Source organism: Pseudomonas putida, from assembly GCF_030159595.1.
GTDB lineage: Bacteria > Pseudomonadota > Gammaproteobacteria > Pseudomonadales > Pseudomonadaceae > Aquipseudomonas > Aquipseudomonas putida_AC.
The window spans coordinates 121,357-143,398 of record NZ_BSKJ01000003.1 but is presented as its reverse complement, the minus strand read 5'-3'; the positions used below and the strand labels follow the sequence as shown (position 1 = coordinate 143,398).

The 22,042-nt window shown below is 63.2% G+C and carries 17 protein-coding genes; 11 read left to right on the top strand and 6 right to left on the bottom strand.

Translation table 11 applies throughout. The features are described from left to right. Positions 1–108 precede the first annotated feature (108 nt). Positions 109–2,409, bottom strand: a complete 2,301-nt coding sequence (locus QQL85_RS07990) for a fatty acid cis/trans isomerase (protein WP_284356013.1) — start codon at positions 2,407–2,409, stop codon at positions 109–111. A gap of 176 nt (positions 2,410–2,585) precedes the next feature. On the opposite strand from QQL85_RS07990, the gene metH reads away from it, so the two are divergent. After that, positions 2,586–6,293 carry a methionine synthase gene (gene metH, locus QQL85_RS07985; RefSeq protein ID WP_284355929.1) on the top strand — a complete coding sequence of 1,236 codons (3,708 nt, stop codon included), beginning with the start codon at positions 2,586–2,588 and terminating at the stop codon, positions 6,291–6,293. A gap of 169 nt (positions 6,294–6,462) precedes the next feature. Continuing rightward, positions 6,463–6,681, top strand: coding sequence for a DUF2970 domain-containing protein (locus QQL85_RS07980; protein ID WP_012271636.1), 219 nt, complete (start codon positions 6,463–6,465; stop codon positions 6,679–6,681). Positions 6,682–6,947: 266 nt separating this feature from the next. Here QQL85_RS07980 and QQL85_RS07975 read toward each other — a convergent pair whose 3' ends face one another. Further along, positions 6,948–8,021, bottom strand: a complete 1,074-nt coding sequence (locus tag QQL85_RS07975; RefSeq protein WP_284355928.1) for an ABC transporter substrate-binding protein — start codon at positions 8,019–8,021, stop codon at positions 6,948–6,950. A gap of 213 nt (positions 8,022–8,234) precedes the next feature. Here QQL85_RS07975 and QQL85_RS07970 point away from each other — a divergent pair, with 213 nt between their 5' ends. The 4 genes from QQL85_RS07970 (at position 8,235) to QQL85_RS07955 (ending at position 12,028) form a co-directional block, all read left to right on the top strand. After that, entirely contained in the window at positions 8,235–9,887 is a 1,653-nt protein-coding gene (locus tag QQL85_RS07970) for a nitrite/sulfite reductase (RefSeq protein ID WP_284355927.1), read from the top strand. Continuing rightward, on the top strand, positions 9,871–10,365 hold the full coding sequence (locus QQL85_RS07965) for a DUF934 domain-containing protein (protein WP_284355926.1): 495 nt from the start codon (positions 9,871–9,873) through the stop codon (positions 10,363–10,365). The genes QQL85_RS07970 and QQL85_RS07965 overlap by 17 nt, the downstream gene beginning before the upstream one ends. A 232-nt stretch (positions 10,366–10,597) precedes the next feature. Next, positions 10,598–11,401, top strand: a complete 804-nt coding sequence (gene dkgB, locus QQL85_RS07960; protein ID WP_284355925.1) for a 2,5-didehydrogluconate reductase DkgB — start codon at positions 10,598–10,600, stop codon at positions 11,399–11,401. A gap of 162 nt (positions 11,402–11,563) precedes the next feature. Next, positions 11,564–12,028, top strand: a complete 465-nt coding sequence (locus QQL85_RS07955) for a DUF1348 family protein (protein WP_284355924.1) — start codon at positions 11,564–11,566, stop codon at positions 12,026–12,028. Here the strand turns inward: QQL85_RS07955 and QQL85_RS07950 are convergent, their stop codons facing one another. Further along, positions 12,029–13,384: an ATP-binding protein gene (locus QQL85_RS07950; protein ID WP_284355923.1), complete on the bottom strand. Its 1,356-nt coding sequence runs from the start codon at positions 13,382–13,384 to the stop codon at positions 12,029–12,031. Further along, entirely contained in the window at positions 13,381–14,088 is a 708-nt protein-coding gene (locus QQL85_RS07945) for a response regulator (protein ID WP_284355922.1), read from the bottom strand. The genes QQL85_RS07950 and QQL85_RS07945 overlap by 4 nt, the downstream gene beginning before the upstream one ends. 167 nt (positions 14,089–14,255) lie before the next feature. On the opposite strand from QQL85_RS07945, the gene QQL85_RS07940 reads away from it, so the two are divergent. From QQL85_RS07940 to QQL85_RS07920, 5 genes are all read left to right on the top strand, one after another. After that, positions 14,256–15,038: an MlaA family lipoprotein gene (locus QQL85_RS07940; protein WP_284355921.1), complete on the top strand. Its 783-nt coding sequence runs from the start codon at positions 14,256–14,258 to the stop codon at positions 15,036–15,038. Then, complete coding sequence (locus tag QQL85_RS07935) at positions 15,031–15,261, top strand: hypothetical protein (RefSeq protein WP_284355920.1); 231 nt, start codon at positions 15,031–15,033, stop codon at positions 15,259–15,261. The genes QQL85_RS07940 and QQL85_RS07935 overlap by 8 nt, the downstream gene beginning before the upstream one ends. Positions 15,262–15,390: 129 nt before the next feature. Beyond that, a complete protein-coding gene (locus QQL85_RS07930; protein ID WP_284355919.1) occupies positions 15,391–16,623 on the top strand; it encodes an MFS transporter in 1,233 nt (410 codons plus the stop codon). 36 nt (positions 16,624–16,659) lie between these two features. Then, the gene (locus tag QQL85_RS07925; RefSeq protein ID WP_284355918.1) at positions 16,660–17,433 is read left to right on the top strand and encodes an AraC family transcriptional regulator; all 774 of its coding nucleotides are present in this window, start codon (positions 16,660–16,662) and stop codon (positions 17,431–17,433) included. A gap of 118 nt (positions 17,434–17,551) precedes the next feature. Next, on the top strand, positions 17,552–18,700 hold the full coding sequence (locus QQL85_RS07920) for a M14 family metallopeptidase (protein ID WP_284355917.1): 1,149 nt from the start codon (positions 17,552–17,554) through the stop codon (positions 18,698–18,700). A gap of 52 nt (positions 18,701–18,752) precedes the next feature. On the opposite strand, the gene QQL85_RS07915 is transcribed toward QQL85_RS07920, so the two are convergent. Continuing rightward, complete coding sequence (locus QQL85_RS07915; protein WP_284355916.1) at positions 18,753–19,724, bottom strand: Csu type fimbrial protein; 972 nt, start codon at positions 19,722–19,724, stop codon at positions 18,753–18,755. Continuing rightward, positions 19,721–22,018 (bottom strand): fimbria/pilus outer membrane usher protein, encoded by a 2,298-nt coding sequence (locus QQL85_RS07910; RefSeq protein WP_284356012.1) that lies wholly within the window; start codon positions 22,016–22,018, stop codon positions 19,721–19,723. Before QQL85_RS07910 ends, QQL85_RS07915 begins: the two co-directional genes overlap by 4 nt. Positions 22,019–22,042 lie beyond the last annotated feature (24 nt).

The window sequence follows — 22,042 nt, the reverse complement described above, 5'->3', positions numbered from 1 at the left end:
TACGCAGCCCCTGTGGGCGCTGGCTTGCCGGCGATTGGGCTGCATAGCAGCCCTCGGACCACCCACCATTTCCGACCGCAGGGTACTGCGAAAGGTCAGCCTATCCGATCAGAGGTTCTCGTAGCGGTTCATGTCCAGCACCCCCGCCTCGACCGGCTGGGTTTCCTTGATGAAACTGTTCAAGTCATGGAAGTAGCGCCAGAACTCCGGGTGACTGCGACGCACACCCCAGCGCATGACGATGCGCTCGAACCTGGCTGCGTCATCCTTCGCATACTCCATGTCCTCGACAAACTCCGCCACATCCTTGGTCGGGATGTTGAAGATGAAGTTGGGGTAGCTACTGAGCACACCCGGGGCCAGGGTCAAGGTATCCAGCCCTGGCTGGTAGCGGTACGCTTCACCCAGCAGGAACGCCACGTTGCTGTGCGCGCGGTTGCGCAGCAGGCTGTACACCTGGCGCTGGCCGCCCTGCCCTTCGATGCGCAGCATGGTTGCCTCGGGCAACTGGTTGATCACCTTCAGCCCCGCAGCCGGGCGCGACACCAGACGGCTCAGTGATTGCTCGGCATTGCGGAACTCTTCGCTCATCTGCGGCCGCGAGCAGAACGCGCCCTGGCAGCGGTTGATCGGGTCGGGCGATGCATTCAGGCTACCCGTGCGCTGCAACAGCTTCAGGCCGAAGTCGCGCTTGGGATCGCGCGCGTCGAGCTTGATCGCGCTCGGGGTGTCGGTGTCGATGTCTTCATAATCCATCCACATCTTCACCTTGCCGCTGTTCTGGTACCAGTCGCCGAGGATTGCCTTGCGCTGGTCGGCCGGCATCAGGCGCAGGAAGTTGACCTCGGCACCGTTGCGGATCAGGTCGAAGTACAGACGCGTCTGCAACTGGTGCGAAACGTTGCCGAACACGTCGAAGTTGACCGCCAGCTGGTAATAGGTGCGTTCAAGCAGCGGGTAGTCGAACAGCCACACGGTCTGCGGCACGTCACCGATCAGGCCCTTGGTGACCGAGGCGCTGTCGAAGTGGCGGAATATGCTCAGCAGCGCGTTGTCGTTACCGGCCCACAAGGTCGACCAGCCCGGCGCCGGCATGTCGGCATAGGCGTCGCGGCGCAGCTTCTCGTACTCGTTGCGCTTGTCGCGGTAGGCGTGCCACAGGCTCAGCACACTGCCCACGTCATCGATCTGCCCGGGCATCGCCAGCAGCGGCGTGGCCTCTCCACGGTACTCGGCATCGGTGATGTAGCGATCAAAGGCCGGCTCCTGGAACAGTGCCCAGAAGTTGTCGCGGATCACGTCGGTAGCGATCTGCCCACGGCACACCGGGCCGCGGATGAAGGTACGCACGAAGTACTCGGCGTTATCCAGCATGAACTGGTAGCGCGCCACCGCCGGAATGGCTTCGAAGGTTTCAAACGGGTTGGCCCGGTGGCGCGGGCCGTAGCCTGGCAACGCGGTGGCATGCCAGTCGCCGGCGTAGAACAGCTGCTTCACCCGCTTGAGTTTCTGCGGCCCCATCGGGTAGGTGATGTGCGTCTTGTGCACGATCACGCCCTGCACCGGGATCAGGCGGTAATAGAAGTCAGTGCCGGGCGGGTCATTGGGGCGACGCGTGGCAATGATGTCGGCCGGCTGGCCGCTCGGCGTGCGTGAACGCACCCACTGGAAGAAGTGGCCCTGCTCGCCGCCAACGAAGTAGATGTGCGCCAGGAACAGGTGCTCGTACAGCCAGCGGCCGACCAGCGCCTCGGTGGAACCCGGGCGGTTGAGCAGCTCTTCCCAATCAGCGATCTGCCTGGCTTCGGTTTCGCTCGGCTTGATCGGCTGGTACTCCACCGGCGCACCGGCCGCCAACCAGCGGCGCATGGTGTCGTACTCCTTGTCGGTCAGCCCGGTCACCGCCAGTGGCATGCCTTCCTTGGGGTGGGCGCCGGCATAGGCGTCGAACTCATGGGGCAATGGGCACATGTTGTTGCGGCTCAGGCCCAGGACGATGTCCTCGGGCAGCTTGGCATTGGGCGTGAGCGGAGTCTTGTGCCCCAGCTCCAGCATGCGCGCCATCAGCGCGGCCTGGCTGCCCTGGTTATCGAGCACCGAGTAGAAGCCTTTCTTGCGCCATTGCTCTTCGCTGTGAGCATCGTAGAACAGCCGCGTGGTGGGCACCGCCTTGCTGCGGTCGCCCTCGTAAACCGGGACTTTACTGGCCCCGCGTACCGCACCTTCCGGGCTTTCCAGCTTCAGCTGGCAGGCGGCGTCGTTGCAGGCGTGGCAGGCCACGCACTTCTCGGTGAAGATCGGTTGAATGTCCCGGGTGTAGGAAATAGCCGGGCTCGACTGGGGGGCTTGCCCGAACACCGCGCCGCTGATGAGCAGGGCGAAGGCGCCGGCAAGGATACGATGCACCATGTGCGAAAAGTCCTGGTTCTTGAAAGCCATCACGATTGTTGCCTGGTCGTCCTTGGGTGCTGGTAACCGCCCCACCAACATGAGCAGTTTTCATGCAAATGGGCGATGCGCCTAAGAACCGCGCAACTTTGATATGATTCCGCACCTTCTGATATTTGCCCGACCAGGTAGTTCCTATGTCCGACCGCAGCGCTCGTCTCCAAGCACTCCAGAACGCACTCAAAGAGCGCATCCTGATCCTCGACGGCGGCATGGGTACTATGATCCAAAGCTACCGCCTCGAGGAACACGACTATCGTGGCACGCGTTTCGCCGATTGGCCAAGCGATGTAAAGGGTAACAACGACTTGTTGTTGCTCAGCCGCCCGGACGTGATCGCTGCCATCGAGAAAGCCTACCTCGATGCCGGGGCGGACATTCTCGAAACCAACACCTTCAATGCCACGCAGATTTCCCAAGCCGACTACGGCATGGAGTCGCTGGTCTACGAGCTGAACGTCGAAGGCGCGCGCGTTGCCCGCCAGGTGGCCGACGCCAAGACGCTGGAAACGCCCGACAAGCCGCGCTTCGTTGCGGGTGTGCTCGGCCCAACCAGCCGCACCTGCTCGATTTCCCCGGACGTCAACGACCCCGGCTACCGCAACGTCACCTTCGATGAGCTGGTAGAAAACTACGTCGAGGCCACCCGCGGCCTGATCGAGGGCGGCGCCGACCTGATCCTGATCGAAACCATCTTCGACACCCTCAACGCCAAGGCGGCGATCTTCGCCGTGCAGCAAGTGTTCGAGGACGACAACGTCGAACTGCCGATCATGATCTCCGGCACCATCACCGACGCCTCCGGCCGTACCCTGTCGGGCCAGACCACCGAAGCGTTCTGGAACTCGGTCCGCCACGCCAAGCCGATTTCCGTAGGCTTGAACTGCGCCCTCGGCGCCAAGGACTTGCGCCCGTACCTGGAAGAATTGTCGACCAAAGCCGACACCCATGTGTCCGCCCACCCCAACGCCGGCCTGCCGAACGCCTTCGGTGAGTACGACGAGACCCCGGCCGAAATGGCTGCGGTGGTCGAGGAGTTCGCTGCAAGCGGTTTCCTGAACATCATCGGTGGCTGCTGTGGTACCACCCCGGGCCACATCCAGGCCATCGCCGAAGCCGTGGCCAAGTACAAGCCGCGCGAGATCCCGGAAATCGCCAAGGCCTGCCGCCTGTCGGGCCTGGAGCCGTTCACCATCGACCGCCAGTCGCTGTTCGTCAACGTCGGTGAGCGCACCAACATCACCGGTTCCGCCAAGTTCGCCCGGCTGATCCGTGAAGAGAACTACACCGAAGCGCTGGAAGTCGCCCTGCAGCAGGTCGAGGCTGGCGCCCAGGTGATCGACATCAACATGGACGAAGGGATGCTCGATTCCCAGGCGGCCATGGTCCGGTTCCTCAACATGATCGCTGGCGAGCCGGACATCTCCCGCGTGCCGATCATGATCGACTCCTCCAAATGGGAAGTGATCGAAGCCGGCCTGAAGTGCATCCAGGGCAAGGGCATCGTCAACTCCATTTCCATGAAGGAAGGCGTCGAGCAGTTCAAGCACCACGCGCGTCTGTGCAAGCGCTACGGCGCCGCCGTGGTGGTGATGGCCTTCGACGAGGTCGGCCAGGCCGACACCGCCGCGCGCAAGAAGGAAATCTGCAAGCGCAGCTACGACATCCTGGTCAACGAGGTGGGCTTCCCGCCGGAAGACATCATCTTCGACCCGAACATCTTTGCCGTCGCCACCGGTATCGAAGAGCACAACAACTACGCCGTCGACTTCATCGAGGCCTGTGCCTATATCCGTGACCACCTGCCGCACGCGCTGAGCTCGGGCGGCGTCTCCAACGTGTCGTTCTCGTTCCGTGGCAACAACCCGGTGCGTGAGGCGATCCACTCGGTATTCCTCTACTACGCGATCCAGAACGGCCTGACCATGGGTATCGTCAACGCCGGTCAGCTGGAGATCTACGACGAGATCCCGGCCGACCTGCGTAACAAGGTCGAGGACGTGGTGCTCAACCGCACGCCAGAGGGCACCGATGCCCTGCTGGCCATTGCCGACGACTACAAAGGCGGTGGCGCCGCCAAGGAAGTCGAAAACGAGGCCTGGCGTTCGCTGCCCGTCGGCAAGCGCCTGGAGCACGCCCTGGTCAAAGGCATCACCGCGCACATCGTCGAGGACACCGAGGAGTGCCGCCAGCAATGCGCCCGCCCCATCGAGGTCATCGAAGGCCCGCTGATGAGCGGCATGAACGTGGTCGGTGACCTGTTCGGCGCAGGCAAGATGTTCCTGCCCCAGGTGGTCAAGTCGGCCCGTGTGATGAAGCAGGCGGTGGCGCACCTGATCCCGTTCATCGAAGCCGAAAAAGGCGACAAGCCAGAAGCCAAGGGCAAGATCCTGATGGCCACGGTAAAAGGTGACGTGCACGACATCGGCAAGAACATCGTCGGCGTGGTACTGGGTTGCAACGGCTACGATATCGTCGACCTCGGCGTGATGGTGCCGGCCGAAAAAATCCTGCAAACCGCCCGCGACGAGAAGTGCGACATCATCGGTTTGTCCGGCCTGATCACCCCGTCGCTGGACGAGATGGTCCACGTTGCCCGCGAAATGCAGCGCCAGGGCTTCGAGCTGCCACTCATGATCGGCGGCGCCACCACCTCCAAGGCGCACACTGCGGTCAAGATCGAGCCGAAGTACAGCAACGATGCGGTCATCTACGTTACCGACGCCTCGCGTGCGGTCGGCGTAGCCACCCAGTTGCTGTCCAAGGAACTCAAGCCAGGCTTCGTCGAGAAAACCCGCCTGGAGTACGTCGACGTACGCGAGCGCACCGCCAACCGCAGTGCCCGCACCGAACGTTTGAGCTACGCCCAGGCCATCGCCGCCAAGCCGCAGTACGACTGGGCCGGCTACCAGCCAGCGGTGCCCTCCTTCACCGGCGTCAAGGTGCTGGAAGACATCGACCTGCGCACCCTGGCCGAATACATCGACTGGACCCCGTTCTTCATTTCTTGGGACCTGGCCGGCAAGTTCCCGCGCATCCTCACCGACGAAGTGGTCGGTGAAGCTGCCACGGCGCTGTACAAGGACGCCCGCGAGATGCTCGACAAGCTGATCGACGAGAAGCTGATCAGCGCACGCGCCGTGTTCGGCTTCTGGCCAGCCAACCAGGTGGCCGATGACGACATCGAGGTGTACGGCGAGGACGGCCAGGCGTTGGCCACCCTGCACCACCTGCGCCAGCAGACCATCAAGCCGGATGGCAAGCCCAACTGGTCGCTGGCCGACTTCGTCGCGCCAAAAACCAGCGGCGTCACCGACTATGTAGGCGGGTTCATCACCACCGCCGGCATCGGTGCCGAAGACGTGGCCAAGGCTTACCAGGACAAAGGCGACGACTACAGCTCGATCATGGTCAAGGCCTTGGCCGACCGCCTGGCCGAGGCGTGTGCCGAGTGGCTGCACGAACAGGTGCGTAAAGAGCACTGGGGCTACGCCCGCGACGAGCACCTGGACAACGAAGCGCTGATCAAGGAGCAGTACAGCGGCATCCGCCCGGCCCCGGGCTACCCGGCCTGCCCCGACCACACCGAGAAGGAAACCCTGTTCCGCCTGCTCGATGGCACCGCCATCGGCGAAACCGGGCCGAGCGGCGTGTTCCTGACCGAGCACTTCGCGATGTTCCCGGCGGCGGCAGTCAGCGGCTGGTACTTTGCCCACCCGCAAGCGCAGTACTTTGCCGTGGGCAAGGTCGACAAGGACCAGATCGAAAACTACAGCGCGCGTAAAGGCCAGGATGTGAGCGTGAGCGAGCGCTGGTTGGCGCCTAACCTCGGGTACGACAACTAAGACCGCGTTGGCTTCTTCGCGGGTAAACCCGCTCCCACAGGTACTGCACAAGTTTCAAACCGGTGCGGTCCCTGTGGGAGCGGGTTTACCCGCGAAGAAGCCAGTCCAGGCAACCGCTTTTTCATTGCCTACACTGTCCCTGATTGCCTCTGATTCTTCAGGAGCCACCATGGACGATTCCAGCCAGGGCAAACCGCCTACCTTCTGGCAGATGCTGCACAGCATCCTCGCCGCCGCCTTCGGCGTGCAAAGCGGCAAGAACCGCGCCCGCGACTTTACCCACGGCAAAGCCAGCCATTTCATCGCACTGGGGACGCTGTTCACCCTGGTGTTCATTGCCGTCCTGATCGGCCTGGTGCAACTGGCCCTGCACCTTACCGCCCGCTAGAAATGAAAACGCCTGCGGGATTCCCTCCCGCAGGCGCTCTGGCTGCTTCACGGTCTTGAAAACAGGTCTACTGGTGGCTGACCCAATACACGGCAGTGACCACCACCAGGACGATCAGGCAGAGGATCGCCCAGGCATCGACGCTGCTGTCAGCTTTGCGGACCTTGGTTGAGTTTCCCATTGCATTGCCTCTTGTAGTGGTTATGGGAATGCACTTCACAACCAGCAGTTAAGACGAGCAATGCCCTTCCCTCAAGCAGGGTCTTTCAATAGTCGACCGGTGACGTCAGGAACGGATACTGGTAGCTGGCCGGCCGCCCTTCGGCGCTGTAGTGCAGAAAGTCTACGCCATAGTCGGGCCGTTCCAGGAGTTTCAGCCAGCGCCTGGCCTTGGCCTGGTCGATCGTCTGCAATACCGGGGCACTGTGCTCGCGCAGGCCATCGCGGTTCAGCTTCAGCCCCTGGGCATCGTCGTGCAACATCACCATGGCCCAACCGCCAAGTGTGAAGTGCCCCCCCATCAACACACTCAGGCGACCGTCGATACGCGCGCGCAAGGCCTCAGGCGAACTGTTGACGGCGCTGAACAGCACATCACGCCCCGGCTTGCGCCCCGCGGCTTCGAACGCCTGCATGGCGCCAAAGGCCATCTCGTCATTGGCCGACCACACCAGGCGCGTGGCCGGGTAGCGCTCCAGTAACTGCTGCGCCTGCTCGTAGGCGCGCTGGCGGCTCCAGCCGCCATACACCACCTGGCGCAGGCGCACCTGAGGGAAGTCGGCCAGCGCGCGGCGCATGCCCTCCTCGCGCAGCTGCGAGGCCGGGGTGGTCTTGACCCCGGCAAAGGCCACGAGGTCCACCGCCCCGACGTCGCGAGGCAGTTGCGCGACCATCTGGTGCAACATCTGGAAGCCCGCCTGCTCGTCGTTGCTCATCAAGGTGCCCAGTGGCTCGGCATACTTGTCGGGCTGGGCCTGAATGCTGCGAACCTGGCTGGCCGTCAGGCCGTTGTTGACCAACAGCAGCTTCACCCCCGTGCCACGCGAAAGGCGCAGTACTTCGGGGGCGACGTACTGCTCGTTGACCAGCACCAAATAATCCGGCCGCTGCGGCCCACTCAGGATCGCCCGGGCCTGGGTCAGGGCCAAGTCGGCGCGGCGTTCGCTGTATTCCACCCGCAGGGTCATGCCCAGCTCATCCGCGGCGGCCTGCATGAAGCGGGTATAGCTGGTCCAGAACGTCTCGGTGGACAGCCCTGGGTTGAGGAAAACCACCGATGGCTGCGCGCTTGCCGCCAGCGGCAGGGCCAGACACAAGCTTTGGCACAGGGCCTTGAGCATGGGGTCACATCTCTGCGAAGCAAACCCCGGATTATAAACGCCCTGCCTCACCCGAGGCACAAATGGCAGTCAGTCTCACATAGTCCATTTGGTTCTTTTCATATGCTAAAACATCACTTTAGCGCATAACCGCAACCTGATATCGTTCCCCGGCTCCGTACCGGAGTGCGCGGCCGTGCGCGCGAATAGCTGCATGCCTGAGACAGGACTTTTATGTACGTATACGACGAGTACGATCAGCGGATCATCGAGGACCGCGTCAAGCAGTTCCGTGATCAGACCCGCCGCTACCTGGCCGGTGAGCTGAGCGAAGAAGAATTCCGCCCTCTGCGCCTGCAGAACGGCCTTTACATCCAACGTTTCGCGCCGATGCTGCGTGTCGCCGTGCCGTACGGCCAGCTGAACGCCACCCAGGTCCGCACCCTGGCCAAGATCGCTCGCGACTACGACAAGGGCTATGCCCACATTTCCACCCGCCAGAACGTGCAGTACAACTGGCCGGCGCTGGAAGACATCCCGGACATCCTCGCCGAGCTGGCCACCGTGCAGATGCACGCGATCCAGACCAGCGGCAACTGCCTGCGTAACACCACCACCGACCAGTTCGCCGGTGTGGCCGCAGACGAAATCATCGACCCACGCCCGTGGTGCGAAATCGTCCGCCAGTGGACCACCTTCCACCCGGAATTCGCCTACCTGCCGCGCAAGTTCAAGATCGCCATCAACGGCTCGCAAGAAGACCGCGCGGCCATCGAAGTGCACGACATCGGCCTGGAGCCGGTACTCAACGCTGCTGGCGAGCTGGGCTTCCGTGTGCTGGTCGGTGGTGGCCTGGGCCGTACCCCGGTGGTGGGCTCGTTCATCAACGAATTCCTGCCGTGGCAAGACCTGATCAGCTACCTGGACGCCATTCTGCGCGTGTACAACCGTTACGGTCGCCGTGACAACAAGTACAAGGCGCGGATCAAGATCCTGGTCAAGGCCCTTACCCCGGAAGTGTTCGCCGAGAAGGTCGAGGCCGAAATGGTCCACCTGCGTGGCGGCAGCACTACCCTGACCGAAGATGAAGTGCAGCGCGTGTCGCGCCACTTCGTCGACCCGGACTACCTGGCCCTCGAGAATGTCGACTACGCCGACCAGGACGCCGAATACCCAGGCTTCGCCCGCTGGCGTTCGCGCAACACTCGCGCCCACAAGCGCCCTGGCTATGTGGCCGTGACCCTGTCGCTCAAGCCTACCGGCGTTGCCCCAGGTGACCTGACCGACAAGCAGCTGGACGCCGTGGCCGACCTGGCCGAGCGCTACAGCTTCGGCTTCCTGCGTACCTCGCACGAACAGAACATCATCCTCGCCGACGTCGAGCAGCGCCAGTTGCACGCGCTGTGGCTGGAACTGCGCGAAGGTGGCTTCGCCACCCCGAACATCGGCCTGCTGACCGACATCATCTGCTGCCCGGGCGGTGACTACTGCTCGCTGGCCAACGCCAAGTCGATCCCGATCGCCGAATCCATCCAGCGCCGTTTCGACGACCTGGACTACCTGTTCGACATCGGCGAAATCGACCTGAACATCTCTGGCTGCATGAACGCCTGCGGCCACCACCATGTGGGCCACATCGGCATCCTCGGCGTGGACAAGAAGGGTGAGGAGTTCTACCAGGTATCGCTGGGCGGCAACGCCGCACGCGGCGCGAGCCTGGGCAAGATCCTCGGCCCGTCCTTCGCCCAGGAGGCCATGGCCGATGTGATCGAGAAGCTGATCGCCGTGTACGTCGAACAACGTACCGAGGAAGAGCGTTTCATCGACACCTACCAGCGTATCGGCATCGACCCCTTCAAGGAACGCGTCTATGCAGCGAATCATTAAGAACAACCAGATCGTCGACGAAACCTGGCACCTGCTGCCCAAGGAAACGTCCTTTGACGAGCTGACCAACTGCGACGACTACATCGTCCCGCTGCAGATGTGGCGCGACCATGCCCATGTGCTCAAAGCCCGCGATGGCGGCCTGGGTGTGTGGCTGGACAGCGACCAGGAGGCAGAAGAAATCGGCGAGGACGTGGAGCACTTCCAGGTCATCGCACTGAACTTCCCGGCGTTCACTGACGGGCGCAGCTACTCCAATGCGCGCCTGCTGCGTGACCGCTACAAGTTCAAGGGCGAACTGCGCGCCATCGGTGACGTGCTGCGTGACCAGCTGTTCTTCATGGCCCGCTGCGGTTTCGATGCATTCGCCATCCGTGCCGACAAGGACCCGGAAGACGCGCTGCAAAGCCTGAAGGACTTCTCGGTGACCTACCAGGCCGCCACCGACGAACCGCTGCCGTTGTTCCGCCGCCGCTGATCGTCATTTGCAATGCCTGACGGCCCGCCTCCAAGGCGGGCCGTTTTGTTTCCTGAAAGCCCCCTGACACAGTCACAACTCAGCCGACGATTCTTGACTGTGAATCAAATGACCTTGACCCTGCTCCGCCTTAATCAAACCCACCAAAACTCGCACACTGCACCTACTCGAAATGAGATCGAAGTTGAGCGACCAAGCTCAATTCGATTTCCCACTCACCAGGAGCAGATCCATGAGCATTCCAACTTTCGGCCTCGGCACCTTCCGCCTCACCGGCCAGGCCGTCATCGATTCGGTCAAGTCGGCCCTGGCGCTGGGCTACCGAGTCATCGACACCGCGCAGATCTACAAAAACGAGGCTGAGGTGGGCCAGGCGATCGCCGAAAGCGGCGTGCCGCGCAGCGAGCTGTTCATCACCACCAAGATCTGGGTGGACAACTACGCCGCCGACAAGCTCATCCCCAGCCTGCGCGACAGCCTGAACAAACTGCGCACCGACTACGTCGATTTGCTGCTGATCCATTGGCCAGCGCCGGGCAACGGGGTGGAACTGCGCGAATACATGACGGCGCTGGCCGAAGCGAAGAAGCTGGGCCTGACACGCCACATCGGTGTGTCCAATTTCAACATCGAGCTGACCCGCCAGGCCATCGATGCAGTCGGCGAAGGCGAAATCGCTACCAACCAGATCGAACTCAGCCCTTACCTGCAAAACGACAAGCTGACCGCATACCTGAAAGAACAGGGCATCACCGTCACCTCGTACATGACCTTGGCCTACGGCAAGGTGCTGAAGGACCCGGTACTGGCCGAGATCGCCGCGAAGCACAAGGCCACCGTCGCCCAGGTTGCCCTGGCCTGGGCCTTGCAATTGGGCTATGCGGTAATCCCGTCGTCGACCAAGCGTGAAAACCTGGCCAGCAACCTGCTTGCGCGTGGCCTGAAGCTGGACGCAGACGACATGGCACGCATCGCCACGCTCGAACGCAATGGCCGCGAAGTCAGCCCTGACGGCCTGGCACCGGCCTGGGACTGATGTGGGTACGCCCTTGTGTAGCCCTACACAAGGGCCGCACTTGGGCACGGCACCTCAGTACTATTGCTCGCACCGCAATTATGAAGTGCCAGGCACATCCATTCCCTGTCCAGGCAGCGGCAGCTAACCTGCTACAAGCCAAACGACCCGAGGAGTATCCCGATGTCCCGCCCACCTCTTCCGCCCTTCTCCCACGAAAGTGCCATCGAAAAAGTCCGGCTGGCCGAAGATGGCTGGAACGGCCGCGACCCGGCCAAGGTTGCGCTCGCCTACACCCCTGACACGGTCTGGCGTAACCGCGTCGAGTTCCCGCGTGGCCGTGCCGAGGTCGAAGCGTTTCTGACCCGCAAATGGAACCACGAACTGGAATACCGCCTGATCAAGGAGCTGTGGGCCTTCACGGGCAACCGCATTGCCGTGCGCTATGCCTACGAGTACCACGACGACAGCGGCCAGTGGTTCCGCGCCTATGGCAACGAGAACTGGGAGTTTGCCGATGACGGGCTGATGCAGCACCGCCATTCGAGCATCAACGAACACCCCATCAGCGAAGCCGAGCGCAAATTCCGCTGGCCGTTGGGGCGACGCCCGGATGACCACCCCGGGCTCAGCGAACTGGGGCTCTGATCAACCCAGCGGCAGCGTGACCCTGGCTTGCAAACCGCCTTCGAGGCGGTTGCTCAAGGTCAGGCTGCCACCTTGCTCCAGCACGATGGCCCGCGCGGCGGGCAGGCCCAGCCCCACACCGCCCGTGTCGCGGTTGCGTGAGCCTTCAATACGGTAAAACGGCACGAAGACTTGCTCCTGCAGTTCCGCCGCGATACCCGGCCCGCGATCCAGTACGGTTATTTCTATCTGCCTGGTGGTTATCGCCAACACCACCGCGGGTTCGCAGCCGTACTTCGCCGCGTTGTCGATCAGGTTGACCAGCACCCGCTTGATGCCCACGGGCCGCCCGGTGTACACGCAGCGGCGCGGCCCGCTGAGGCCAACCTCCACGCCTGCATCCTTGAAGTCGTCCACCACGGTCAGCAGCAGCTCGCCCAGGTCGAATACGGTGGTAGGTTCAAGCCGTGCGTCATCACGGAAAAACGCCAGCGCGGCATCGACCATCGCCTGCATCTCGTCGACGTCCTGAAACAACTTGGCCTGCAACTGGGCATCGTCGATGAACTCGGCGCGCAAGCGCATGCGCGTCAGTGGTGCGCGCAGGTCGTGGGAGATGGCCGCGAGCATCTGCGTGCGGTCGTTCAGGTAATGCTTGAGCTGTGCCTGGGTGGCATTGAAGGCCTGGATGGCCTGGCGCAGGTCGTGCGGGCCGACCACCTGGATGGGGGGAGCGTTGAAGTCCTTGCCAAAGCGCCGCGCACCTTCGGCAAAGCGCTCCAGGGGCTTGGCCAGGTAGCGTGTGGCCAACAACGCGACGGCAAGGCTGGAAACCAGCATCAAGGCGAGGATGATCAGGTTACGCGGCAGTTCATCCAGGCCCCAGCTGCGGCTGGTGGCGCGAAACAACACCCAGGACTTGTCGCTCAGTTCGATCATCAGGGCATAGCCACGTTCAGGGGCATATTCCGGCATGTCGGAAGGCTCGAATGCCTCGACCCTGGCATCCGGGCGCTTGAGCAAGGCGCGCAGGATAGGCGTGCCCTGGCGGAACTCGGCATCGACCAGCATGGGCACACCGGCTTCGTCATGGCGTTGCAACCAGCGTACGGAATAGGTGCCGTCACCCGCCGCGCCCGCGATGTTGCTGCGTTGCGACACGGGCGCCGCGTCGAGGATGCGGGTCACCGCTGCCACTTTCTCGATCACCCCGCTCTCCAGCAGCGGTGGCTGCGCCCACACACTCAGCAGCAGGCTGAACAGCCCCTTGAGCAGCAACAGGAACAGCATCGCCGTCAAGGTGGTCAGCGCAATCCAGCGGGCAATGGTGATTCTTGGCTGCGGCAGGGCCTGTCGCAGCCGGGTGAACAGCTTCATCGCCTGGCGACCGTGGGCGTGAACAGGTAGCCGGCATTACGCAGGGTGCGGATCAACGGCTCACTGCCATTGTCGGCTTCAAGCTTGCGGCGCAACCTGCTCACCTGTACATCAACGCTGCGGTCGTAGGCGTCGTAGGCTTGGCCACGCGCCAGGTCCAGCAACTGCTGGCGGCTAAGCACCCGACGTGGATGCTCGGCAAACACCAGCAACAGCTCGAATTCACCGTTGGACAACGGGATCATGACGTTATCCGGCGAGCGCAACTCGCGCCGCACCACGTCCAGCTGCCAGCCGGCGAACTCAAGGACCGAGGGGTGGTTCGTGGCGCCAGCAGCCCCCTCACCGGCTCTGCGCAACACGGCCCTGACCCGCGCCAGCAGTTCACGCGCGGCGAACGGTTTGGTCAGGTAGTCGTCTGCCCCCAGCTCCAAACCCACCACACGGTCGCTCAGCTCGCCCATGGCGGTCAGCATGATCACTGCCACCTTGTGTTCGGCCAACAGGCGCTGGCACAGCACCAGGCCACTGTCACCGGGCAGCATCACGTCGAGGATGACCAGGTCTGGCACACGCCGCTCAAGCGCCTGCCACAGCGCTTTGCCATCGCAGGCGACGTCTACCTCGTAACCATGCTGGCGAAGAAACTTCTGTAACAGGTCGAGCACCTCGACATCATCGTCGACGATCAGCAAATGGCTCACGAAAAAGCACCACGAACAAGGTAACCAAGCGGTACTTTAAGGCCATCACCCTGCGGCCGTCATATATTTCAACCTGGTAACAAAGTGTCCGAACCGAGAAAATCACGACATTACCAGGCAAGAAAAGCCGGGCAGCATCGCCGCCAGTTCTTGCCAGGAATGTGCCTATGCCCCGCTCATCATCCGTCTCCCGTTCGGCGCGCTCCGCTGCGCTGGCACTGTCGCTGCTCGCAGCCGGAGGCTGCAGCCAGCGCGCCCCCGCCACCTCGGCCTGCGGCCCTGTGGCCTATCAAGCCAGCGACCCGGCGGAGCCCGCCAACCGCGCAGTATTTGCCTTCAATCGCACGGTCGATGACTACCTGCTGACACCCGTCGCCCGCGGCTACACCGCGCTGCCTGGCTATGCCCAGCAGGGCGTGCACAACGTTGCCAACAACTTCGGTGAGCCCAAGGTGTTCGTCAACGACCTGCTGCAGGGCAACGGCGAACGGGCCATGACCAGCCTTTCACGCTTCATCTTCAACACCACCCTGGGTGTCGCGGGCCTGGTCGATGTGTCCGGGAAAATGGGGCTGAGCCAACACCGCTCCGACTTTGGCCAAACCTTCGGGGTCTGGGGCATCGCCAACGGTCCCATCGTAGAATTGCCACTGCTGGGCACGCACAACCTGCGCGACGCTACCGGCAGGGTGCTGGGCATGGCAGTGGACCCGTTCGGCGATAACAGCGATACGGTTGCCACCCTGACGACCGTGGCCACTGCCGGGCATATCGTGGATGGGCGCGCCGCCACCCTGCCGTTGACCGATCTGCTGCACACGTGGCCCGATTACTACTTGGCAATGCGCGACTACACCGCCCAGCAGCGCAGCAACCGGGTGGCAGAAGGCAAGGCAGGCAACCCCGGAACGTGGCAAGCCCATTGCCCGGAGGCAACCGGCCATGAATGATGCCCAGGCTGCCATGCTGCTGTTCAGGCGCCTGGAGGGTGCCGCCCAGCAACCCCTGTTGCTGCATGAACTGGAGGCGCGGCTGTCTGCTGATGGCCGCAGCCTGGTCCTTAGTCGGTATCGAGAGCGCTACACCGCCGAAGGCAAGCCCTACCGACACGAGGCTCACCGCAGCATACCGATTGCGGCATTGCTGCGCTGGATGGCCAGGCACGACCGCTAAAAGGGCTTTGCGGGCACGGATGTCCGAAACGCGGCAGTGGCTGCCTGTTCGGCGTGAGACAGGCAACCCGGGCACTGGCTAACCTGCTGCGGCAATGCCTTGCTCCCTTGCCACAGAAGAACCTTGCCCATGACAACCTCCGCTGCCTCAGTAGCCTCCACCACGCCTGCCGACCAGCCTCAGGGCTTTGTGGTCCGCATCGTCGGTGCTGCTGCATTCGCCCACCTGCTCAACGACCTGATCCAGGCGGTGCTGCCATCGATCTACCCCATGCTGAAAAGCGACTTTGCGCTGAGCTTTGCCCAGATCGGCTGGATCGCCTTGGTCTACCAGGTGACCGCCTCCCTGCTGCAGCCCTGGGTCGGCATGTTCACCGACAAGCATCCACAGCCCTTCCTGTTGCCCGCCGGCATGCTGGTGACGCTGGTGGGCATCGCCCTGCTCGCCTTTGCCGGCAGCTATGAAATGCTGCTGCTGGCCGCCGCTGTGGTTGGCGTGGGTTCGGCCACCTTCCACCCAGAAGCCTCGCGGGTGGCCAGGATGGCCTCCGGCGGGCGCTTCGGCACTGCGCAATCAACCTTCCAGGTCGGCGGCAATACCGGCTCGGCCCTCGGCCCGCTGCTCACCGCCGCCATCGTCATTCCGCACGGCCAGCCGGCCATTGCCTGGTTCATGCTGGCGGCTGCACTGGCGGTAATGGTGCTGTTACGCGTAACAGGCTGGAGCGCGCGCCACGGCCAGGCCCGGCTCAAGACCTTCGCCGGTCAGCAGGCTCCCGGTTTGTCGCGGGGTGCCATGTGGCGCGCAGTGGCCGTGGTGGCCGTGCTGATGTTCGCCAAGTTCGTTTACATCGCCTCGTTCACCAACTTCTTCACCTTCTACCTGATCGAGCATTTCGGCCTGAGTGTGCAACACAGCCAGCTGTACCTGTTCGTGTTCCTCGCAGCCGTGGCGCTGGGGACCTTTGCCGGCGGCCCGGTAGGTGACCGCATCGGGCGCAAGGCGGTGATCTGGGTCTCGTTCCTCGGCGTGGCCCCCTTCGCCCTGGCCCTGCCCCATGCCAACCTGGCCTGGACAGCCGCACTGGCCGTGGCCATCGGCCTGGTAATGTCCTCGGCCTTCGCGGCCCTGGTGGTGTATGCCCAGGAGGCGGTGCCAGGACGGGTCGGCATGGTCTCCGGGGTGATGTTCGGGCTGATGTTCGGCATTAGCGGCATCGGCGCCGCCGGCTTGGGCGAACTGGCCGACCGGCATGGCATCGAGTGGGTGTACCAGGCCATCGCGTTCCTGCCGCTGCTCGGGCTGGCCACCGCGCTGCTGCCGGCCACCCGCTCGCAGGCCCGGCCTAGCCGTTGCTGCTAAAGTGGCGCTGCCTGGCTGCATCTACACGAGGTCACGATGGTAAAGCCGCAGCGCGAATTGCTGGTGGAGGTCGATGAATGGACCTGGGAAGTGGGTAGCCGTGCGACCGACTACCCTACCGACTGGTTCATCGAACCCCACCGGCATGCCAAGCATCAACTGATCTACGCCATTAAAGGCTTGATGATCGTCGAGTCCGGTAGCGAATGCTGGACGGTGCCGCCCAGCCGCGGTGTGTGGATGCCCTGCGGCCAGGTGCACGCCATCCGCTGTGTTGGCGACGTGAAGATGCGCAGTGTGTTCGTGCGCACCGACGCGGCGGCAGGCCTGCCCCTGCAAAGCAAGGCCATCAGCATCTCGCCGCTGCTCAGCGAACTGATCAAAGCCTCGGTGGGTTTTACCGCACCCTTTGCCGAGGACTCGCGTGAAGCCCGGGTGATGCACTTGATCCTCGACGAAATCTGCGTACTGCCAACCTTGCCGTTGAAGCTGTCGCAACCCAGCGACAGGCGTTTGAAGGCCATCTGCTCGGCGTTGCACGAAAGGCCTGATGACAACGCCACCGTGGCTGACTGGGGGTTGCAACTGGGCGTAGATGAAAAGACCATCCAGCGCCTGTTCCGCAAGGAAACCGGCATGACCTTTGGCCAGTGGCGCCAGCAGGCGCGGCTGATGCAGGCACTTGAGCGGATCGCACAGGGCGAGCGGATCATCGATGTGGCGGGGGCGCTGGGGTATGACAGCCCCAGTGCCTTCGCCAGCATGTTCAAGCGCCAGTTCGGCACCACACCGAGCCAGTTCTTCAAATAACCTGCAGGCCGCCAAGGCATCAACACAATGCGGTGGCGTGGCCAGTGCGATTTTGGCGTCGACCGGGCCAAGCCGTGTACAGTACCCCTACAACAACGCCCGATAAGGAGCCCGGCCCATGACCGTGACGCTGTCCCCCGTGCAGATCGACTGCGCTTTCGATTCCGGCAATATCCAGGTGCTGGACGCCAGCAACCCGGCCCAGGTGCACCTGGCCATCCGCCCCGACACCCACAGCGGTCACTACCAGTGGTTCTACTTCAAGGTCAGTGGGCTGACACCGGGCCAGGTCCATCGCTTCAGCCTCGACAACGCATCGGGCTCCTCGTACAAAAATGCCTGGAGCGGCTACAACGCAGTGGCCAGCTACGACCAGAACACCTGGTTCCGCGTCCCCAGTCAGTTCGACGGTACGGCGCTGTCGTTCGAGGTGAAAGCAGAACACGAGCAAATCTGGTTCGCCTACTTCGAGCCCTACCCACGCGCCCGTCACAACCAACTGATCGAACGCGCTCGCCAGCTGCCAGGGGTCGAGTTGCTGGCCAGCGGCCGTAGCGTACAGGGCCGCGACATTCCGCTGTTGCGCGCCGGCGATGGCGCCGCAGGCAAGCGCAAGCTGTGGCTGATTGCCCAGCAGCACCCGGGCGAGCACATGGCCGAATGGTTCATGGAAGGTGTGATCGATCGCCTGCAGGCCAACGATGCGGTGATCCAGCAGTTGCTGACCAAGGCCGACCTGTACCTGATCCCCAACATGAACCCGGACGGCGCCTTCCTCGGCCACCTGCGCACCAACTTCAAAGGCAAGGACCTCAACCGCGCCTGGCAGGACGCCAGCGTCGAGCTGACCCCGGAGGTGTTCTTTGCCCAGGCACAGATGAAGCAGTACGGGGTGGATGCCTTCGTCGATGTGCACGGCGATGAAGAGATCCCCCATGTATTCACCGCCGCCTGCGAGGGCAACCCGGGCTACACGCCACGCCTGGCAACGCTGGAGGAGCAGTTCCGCAGCACCTTGTGCAGCCTGACCCAGGACTTCCAGACCGTACATGGCTATACGCGTGACGAGCCGGGGCAGGCCAATACCACGCTGGCCTGCAACGCGGTGGGCATGGCGCATGACTGCCTGTCACTGACGCTGGAGATGCCGTTCAAGGACCATGACGACGCACCCGATGCGCTAACCGGGTGGTCAGGCGCACGTTCGAAGGCACTGGCCGGGGCGGTGTTGGAAACACTGGCCAGGATGGTTGGCGATTTGCGCTGAGCCCTGCCCTTGCAACTGACGCGGCACCCTTGCAGGACCGCGTCAGGTTTTGTCAGAACTGCACATCCAGTATCACACTGTCGGAATAGGTCGCTGCTGGCGGCGTAGCCTGGTCCGTGTAGACCTTGGCGTTATAGTTGAACACCTGGCTCCCAGTGCCGGTACCCGCCCCTGGATTCACGTCCGCATCGGCACTGGCACGTCGCGCCGCCCCCGACGCGCCCCAGCGCACCGTCCCTGCACTCTTGAAAATGTCGTAGGCCAGGTAATTGTTGGCCGATGACTTCATTCGCCGCCGTCCACCTGACACGTTCTGCCCGTCATCCAGCCCCACCGTGTAGTTGCTGCCCTTGGTGCACGACACGCTCATGCTCTGGCTTACCGTACCGAACCCTGCCACCACCGGCGCACTGCTGAAGCTGATGTCAGGGGTGGTGATCTGGCAATCGTTGGTCACCGTCAGGCTCACGTTCAAGGTCTGGACGCCTGAACCGATGTCCCGCCCGAGGCAGCCCCCTAACACACTGATCCCCGAGCAGTAATCCCAGCTCCAGGTCACGGTCAGGTTCTCTTGATACAGCCCTGCCGCGACATTGCTGCCGATTTGGGTGCGCAGGTAGATCGGCACCGTTTTGGGCGTGATGCTGCCGAGCAGCCCCAACACATCGAGGATACCGTTGCGGGCAAAGTCGTAAGCCACATTCCGTGCGATCGGGTAGTTGGTGCTGTTATCGGCATACAGCGTGTAGGCGATGACGTCGCCGGTCGGGCCGACCAGCCCTCCCGAAGCCGGGGTGATCGTGGCGTAGAAGTGGTCACCGCTGCTGAGCAGGCTGAGCAATGAACCTGAACACCGCAACCCCGAGTTCGACGATGAAGAGGTTTGTACCGTAGAACGAACCTGCGTCGAGTTAAGGCTGCCAAATGCTGCCGGTGACGTCGCCACCGACGAGCACAGGGCCCAGGCCGAGCCAGCCTGCAGCAACAGCGCACTCCCCCACATACCACGCAACCAGGCGTTCATCGACACACCAACGGGCCGATCAAGGGAACCGAGCCTTGCGCCTCAGGCAGGTCGAACTCCACCCGGCAATGCCCGCCTCCTTCGATCTCCACCTGCAAGCGGTTGTGCGGCGACAGGTTCTCCAGGTACACCAGACCATCCCAGCCCACCACGGCCTGGCTGCCACTTTGCTCGTGGGTAACGCGGCTGCCCAGCTTGAGCGCCTGCTGGTTGCCGTCTACCAACTCGACGCTGGCCGCCATCACGCGCTTGAGCGGGAACTCCAGCAAGTAGCCGCTGCCCCGACGTACCGCCACGCGCTGCTCTACTTCCGCTGCAAGCACGTCTGGTGGCAGGTCCATGGGGTCGATTTCGTACTTGCCGCGGTAATAGCCGCTGCTATACGGCACCAGCAGGTGGCCGTTGGCGTCGGTGCGACCGACCTCCTGGTTTTCGTAGCGCACCGGGACATCGGCGTAACCTGTGGTACTGACCACCACGAAGGCATCATCAATGCGGTTGGCGGCGAACACCCCGGCATCCATCCACACCAGCGAGCCACTGGCGTCGGCCCAACGGGTCATTTCGCCGCTGCTGCCATACACCCCGGCCTGCAGCTGCACCGATTGCAGGCGCCAGGTGACGTCGGCCTGGCGGTAGGCATCGCGGTCACTGCCTGCGGCATATCCCAGGTTGTAACCAACACCGCCACCTACCGGGACCGCACGACTGTAGTTGACTCTTTGCAGGCTCTCGCCTTCCTTGCTGCGTTCCAGGCCAAGCGCCAGGGTGCCGTGCAGGTCGAACGGGATGACCAACTGCGCCTGCACCGCCCACTGGCTGTCACCCACTTCGCGGTTGGCCGACAGGTACACACTGCTGTTGCCCCACAGTGGCCTGCTGTAACTCAAATTGATCAGCCGGGTACGCGTGCCATCACCGGCGCGCACATCGAAGTAGCCGGCACCGACGCTGCCGTACGCGTTCAGGTTGAGGCTGAGGGTCACCTGTTCGCTGCTTTTGCTCAGTTGCATGTCCGGGGCGTCCACCCGGGTCAGGTCGGCATAGTCACCATGGCGTTGCAGGCGCTGGTAGCTGAAACCAATGCGCTGGCTGTTGTACTGATACCCCAAGGCGACCTGGTGGCCCTTGTCACCGTCGAACCGGCTTTGCGCCAAGGCGGCGTTCAGCACACCGAAGTTGCCCAGCCGCATGTTGCCGCCCAGGCCACCCAATGTCAGCGACTCAGCGGTTTCGGCGTGGGTTTCCAGGGTGAAGCTGTCACTGACGCCATAACGCAGGTTGGCCGAAGCAACACCGGGTCCGTAAGCAAAATCGCGGACGGCGTAATCACGTCGCAAACTGCCCGCAGCCACCGAATAATCCGACAGACCTTTCTGCAGCAGGCTACTGGTCACATAGAACGGCAAGGTGGTCGACACCTGCCGGCCCAGCGCATCGGTAGTGACCACCACCGCCTCCCCCGCGCCATTGATGAAGGGCACGTTGGTCAAGGTGTACGGGCCTGGCTGCAGTTCAGTGGTGCTGGACTTGTAACCGTTGATGAACAAGTCCAGCGAGGTCGGCACCGCCGCTTCGCCCGCAAACGCTGGCAACGGGTAGGTGACCAGGTCGGGGCGCGCACCAAAATCACGTGACAGCTGCAGGCCGCCCACGCGTACCGAACTGCTCCAGGGCAAGGCGCCCGTCACGAAATCACCCGCTTCGTAGGTCAGCAGGCGCTGCTCGTCGGTGAAGCGCCAGGTGGTGTCGTAACGCATGAAGCCTTGGCGCGTAGCGTCCGCCTGTACGCCATTGAACGACTGGCGCCACTGCCCGGTGCTGGAGAAAGTGCCCCAGCTGTCGAACAGGCGCAGCTCGTTCCAGGCGGCCAGGTAGGTGCCGCCATCATCGGTGTCGTTAAGGTACAGGTCATAGTTGAACAACGCGCCGAAACTGCTGCGGGCATCGCTGGGCGGGTACAGGCTGCGGTCGCCCAACTGCTGGTCTGGCAGCCAGGCCGGCGGCACCTGCAGTAGCAAGCGCTGATTCTGGCTGTCGTAGTCGGTATGCAGCCCCACGATGCTCTCCAGTGCCACCTCGCCCTGAGGGTTGCCCGGCAGCGAGATGCCAGCCGCGCGCAATACCTCGCTGTCCAGGTACAACTGTCCGGCCCGCTGCTGCACCGGCACCAGTTCAGCCCGGGGCATCTGGTTTACCAGCAGGTCGAGGTACAGCGTGGCGTCGGCGATGGCGGACATCTCCGTGGGCGGCGGGGGCAGGTCGTCGGCCAGCGCCAGCCCAGGGCTGACCATGGCCAGCCCCAGGCACCAGCGGCA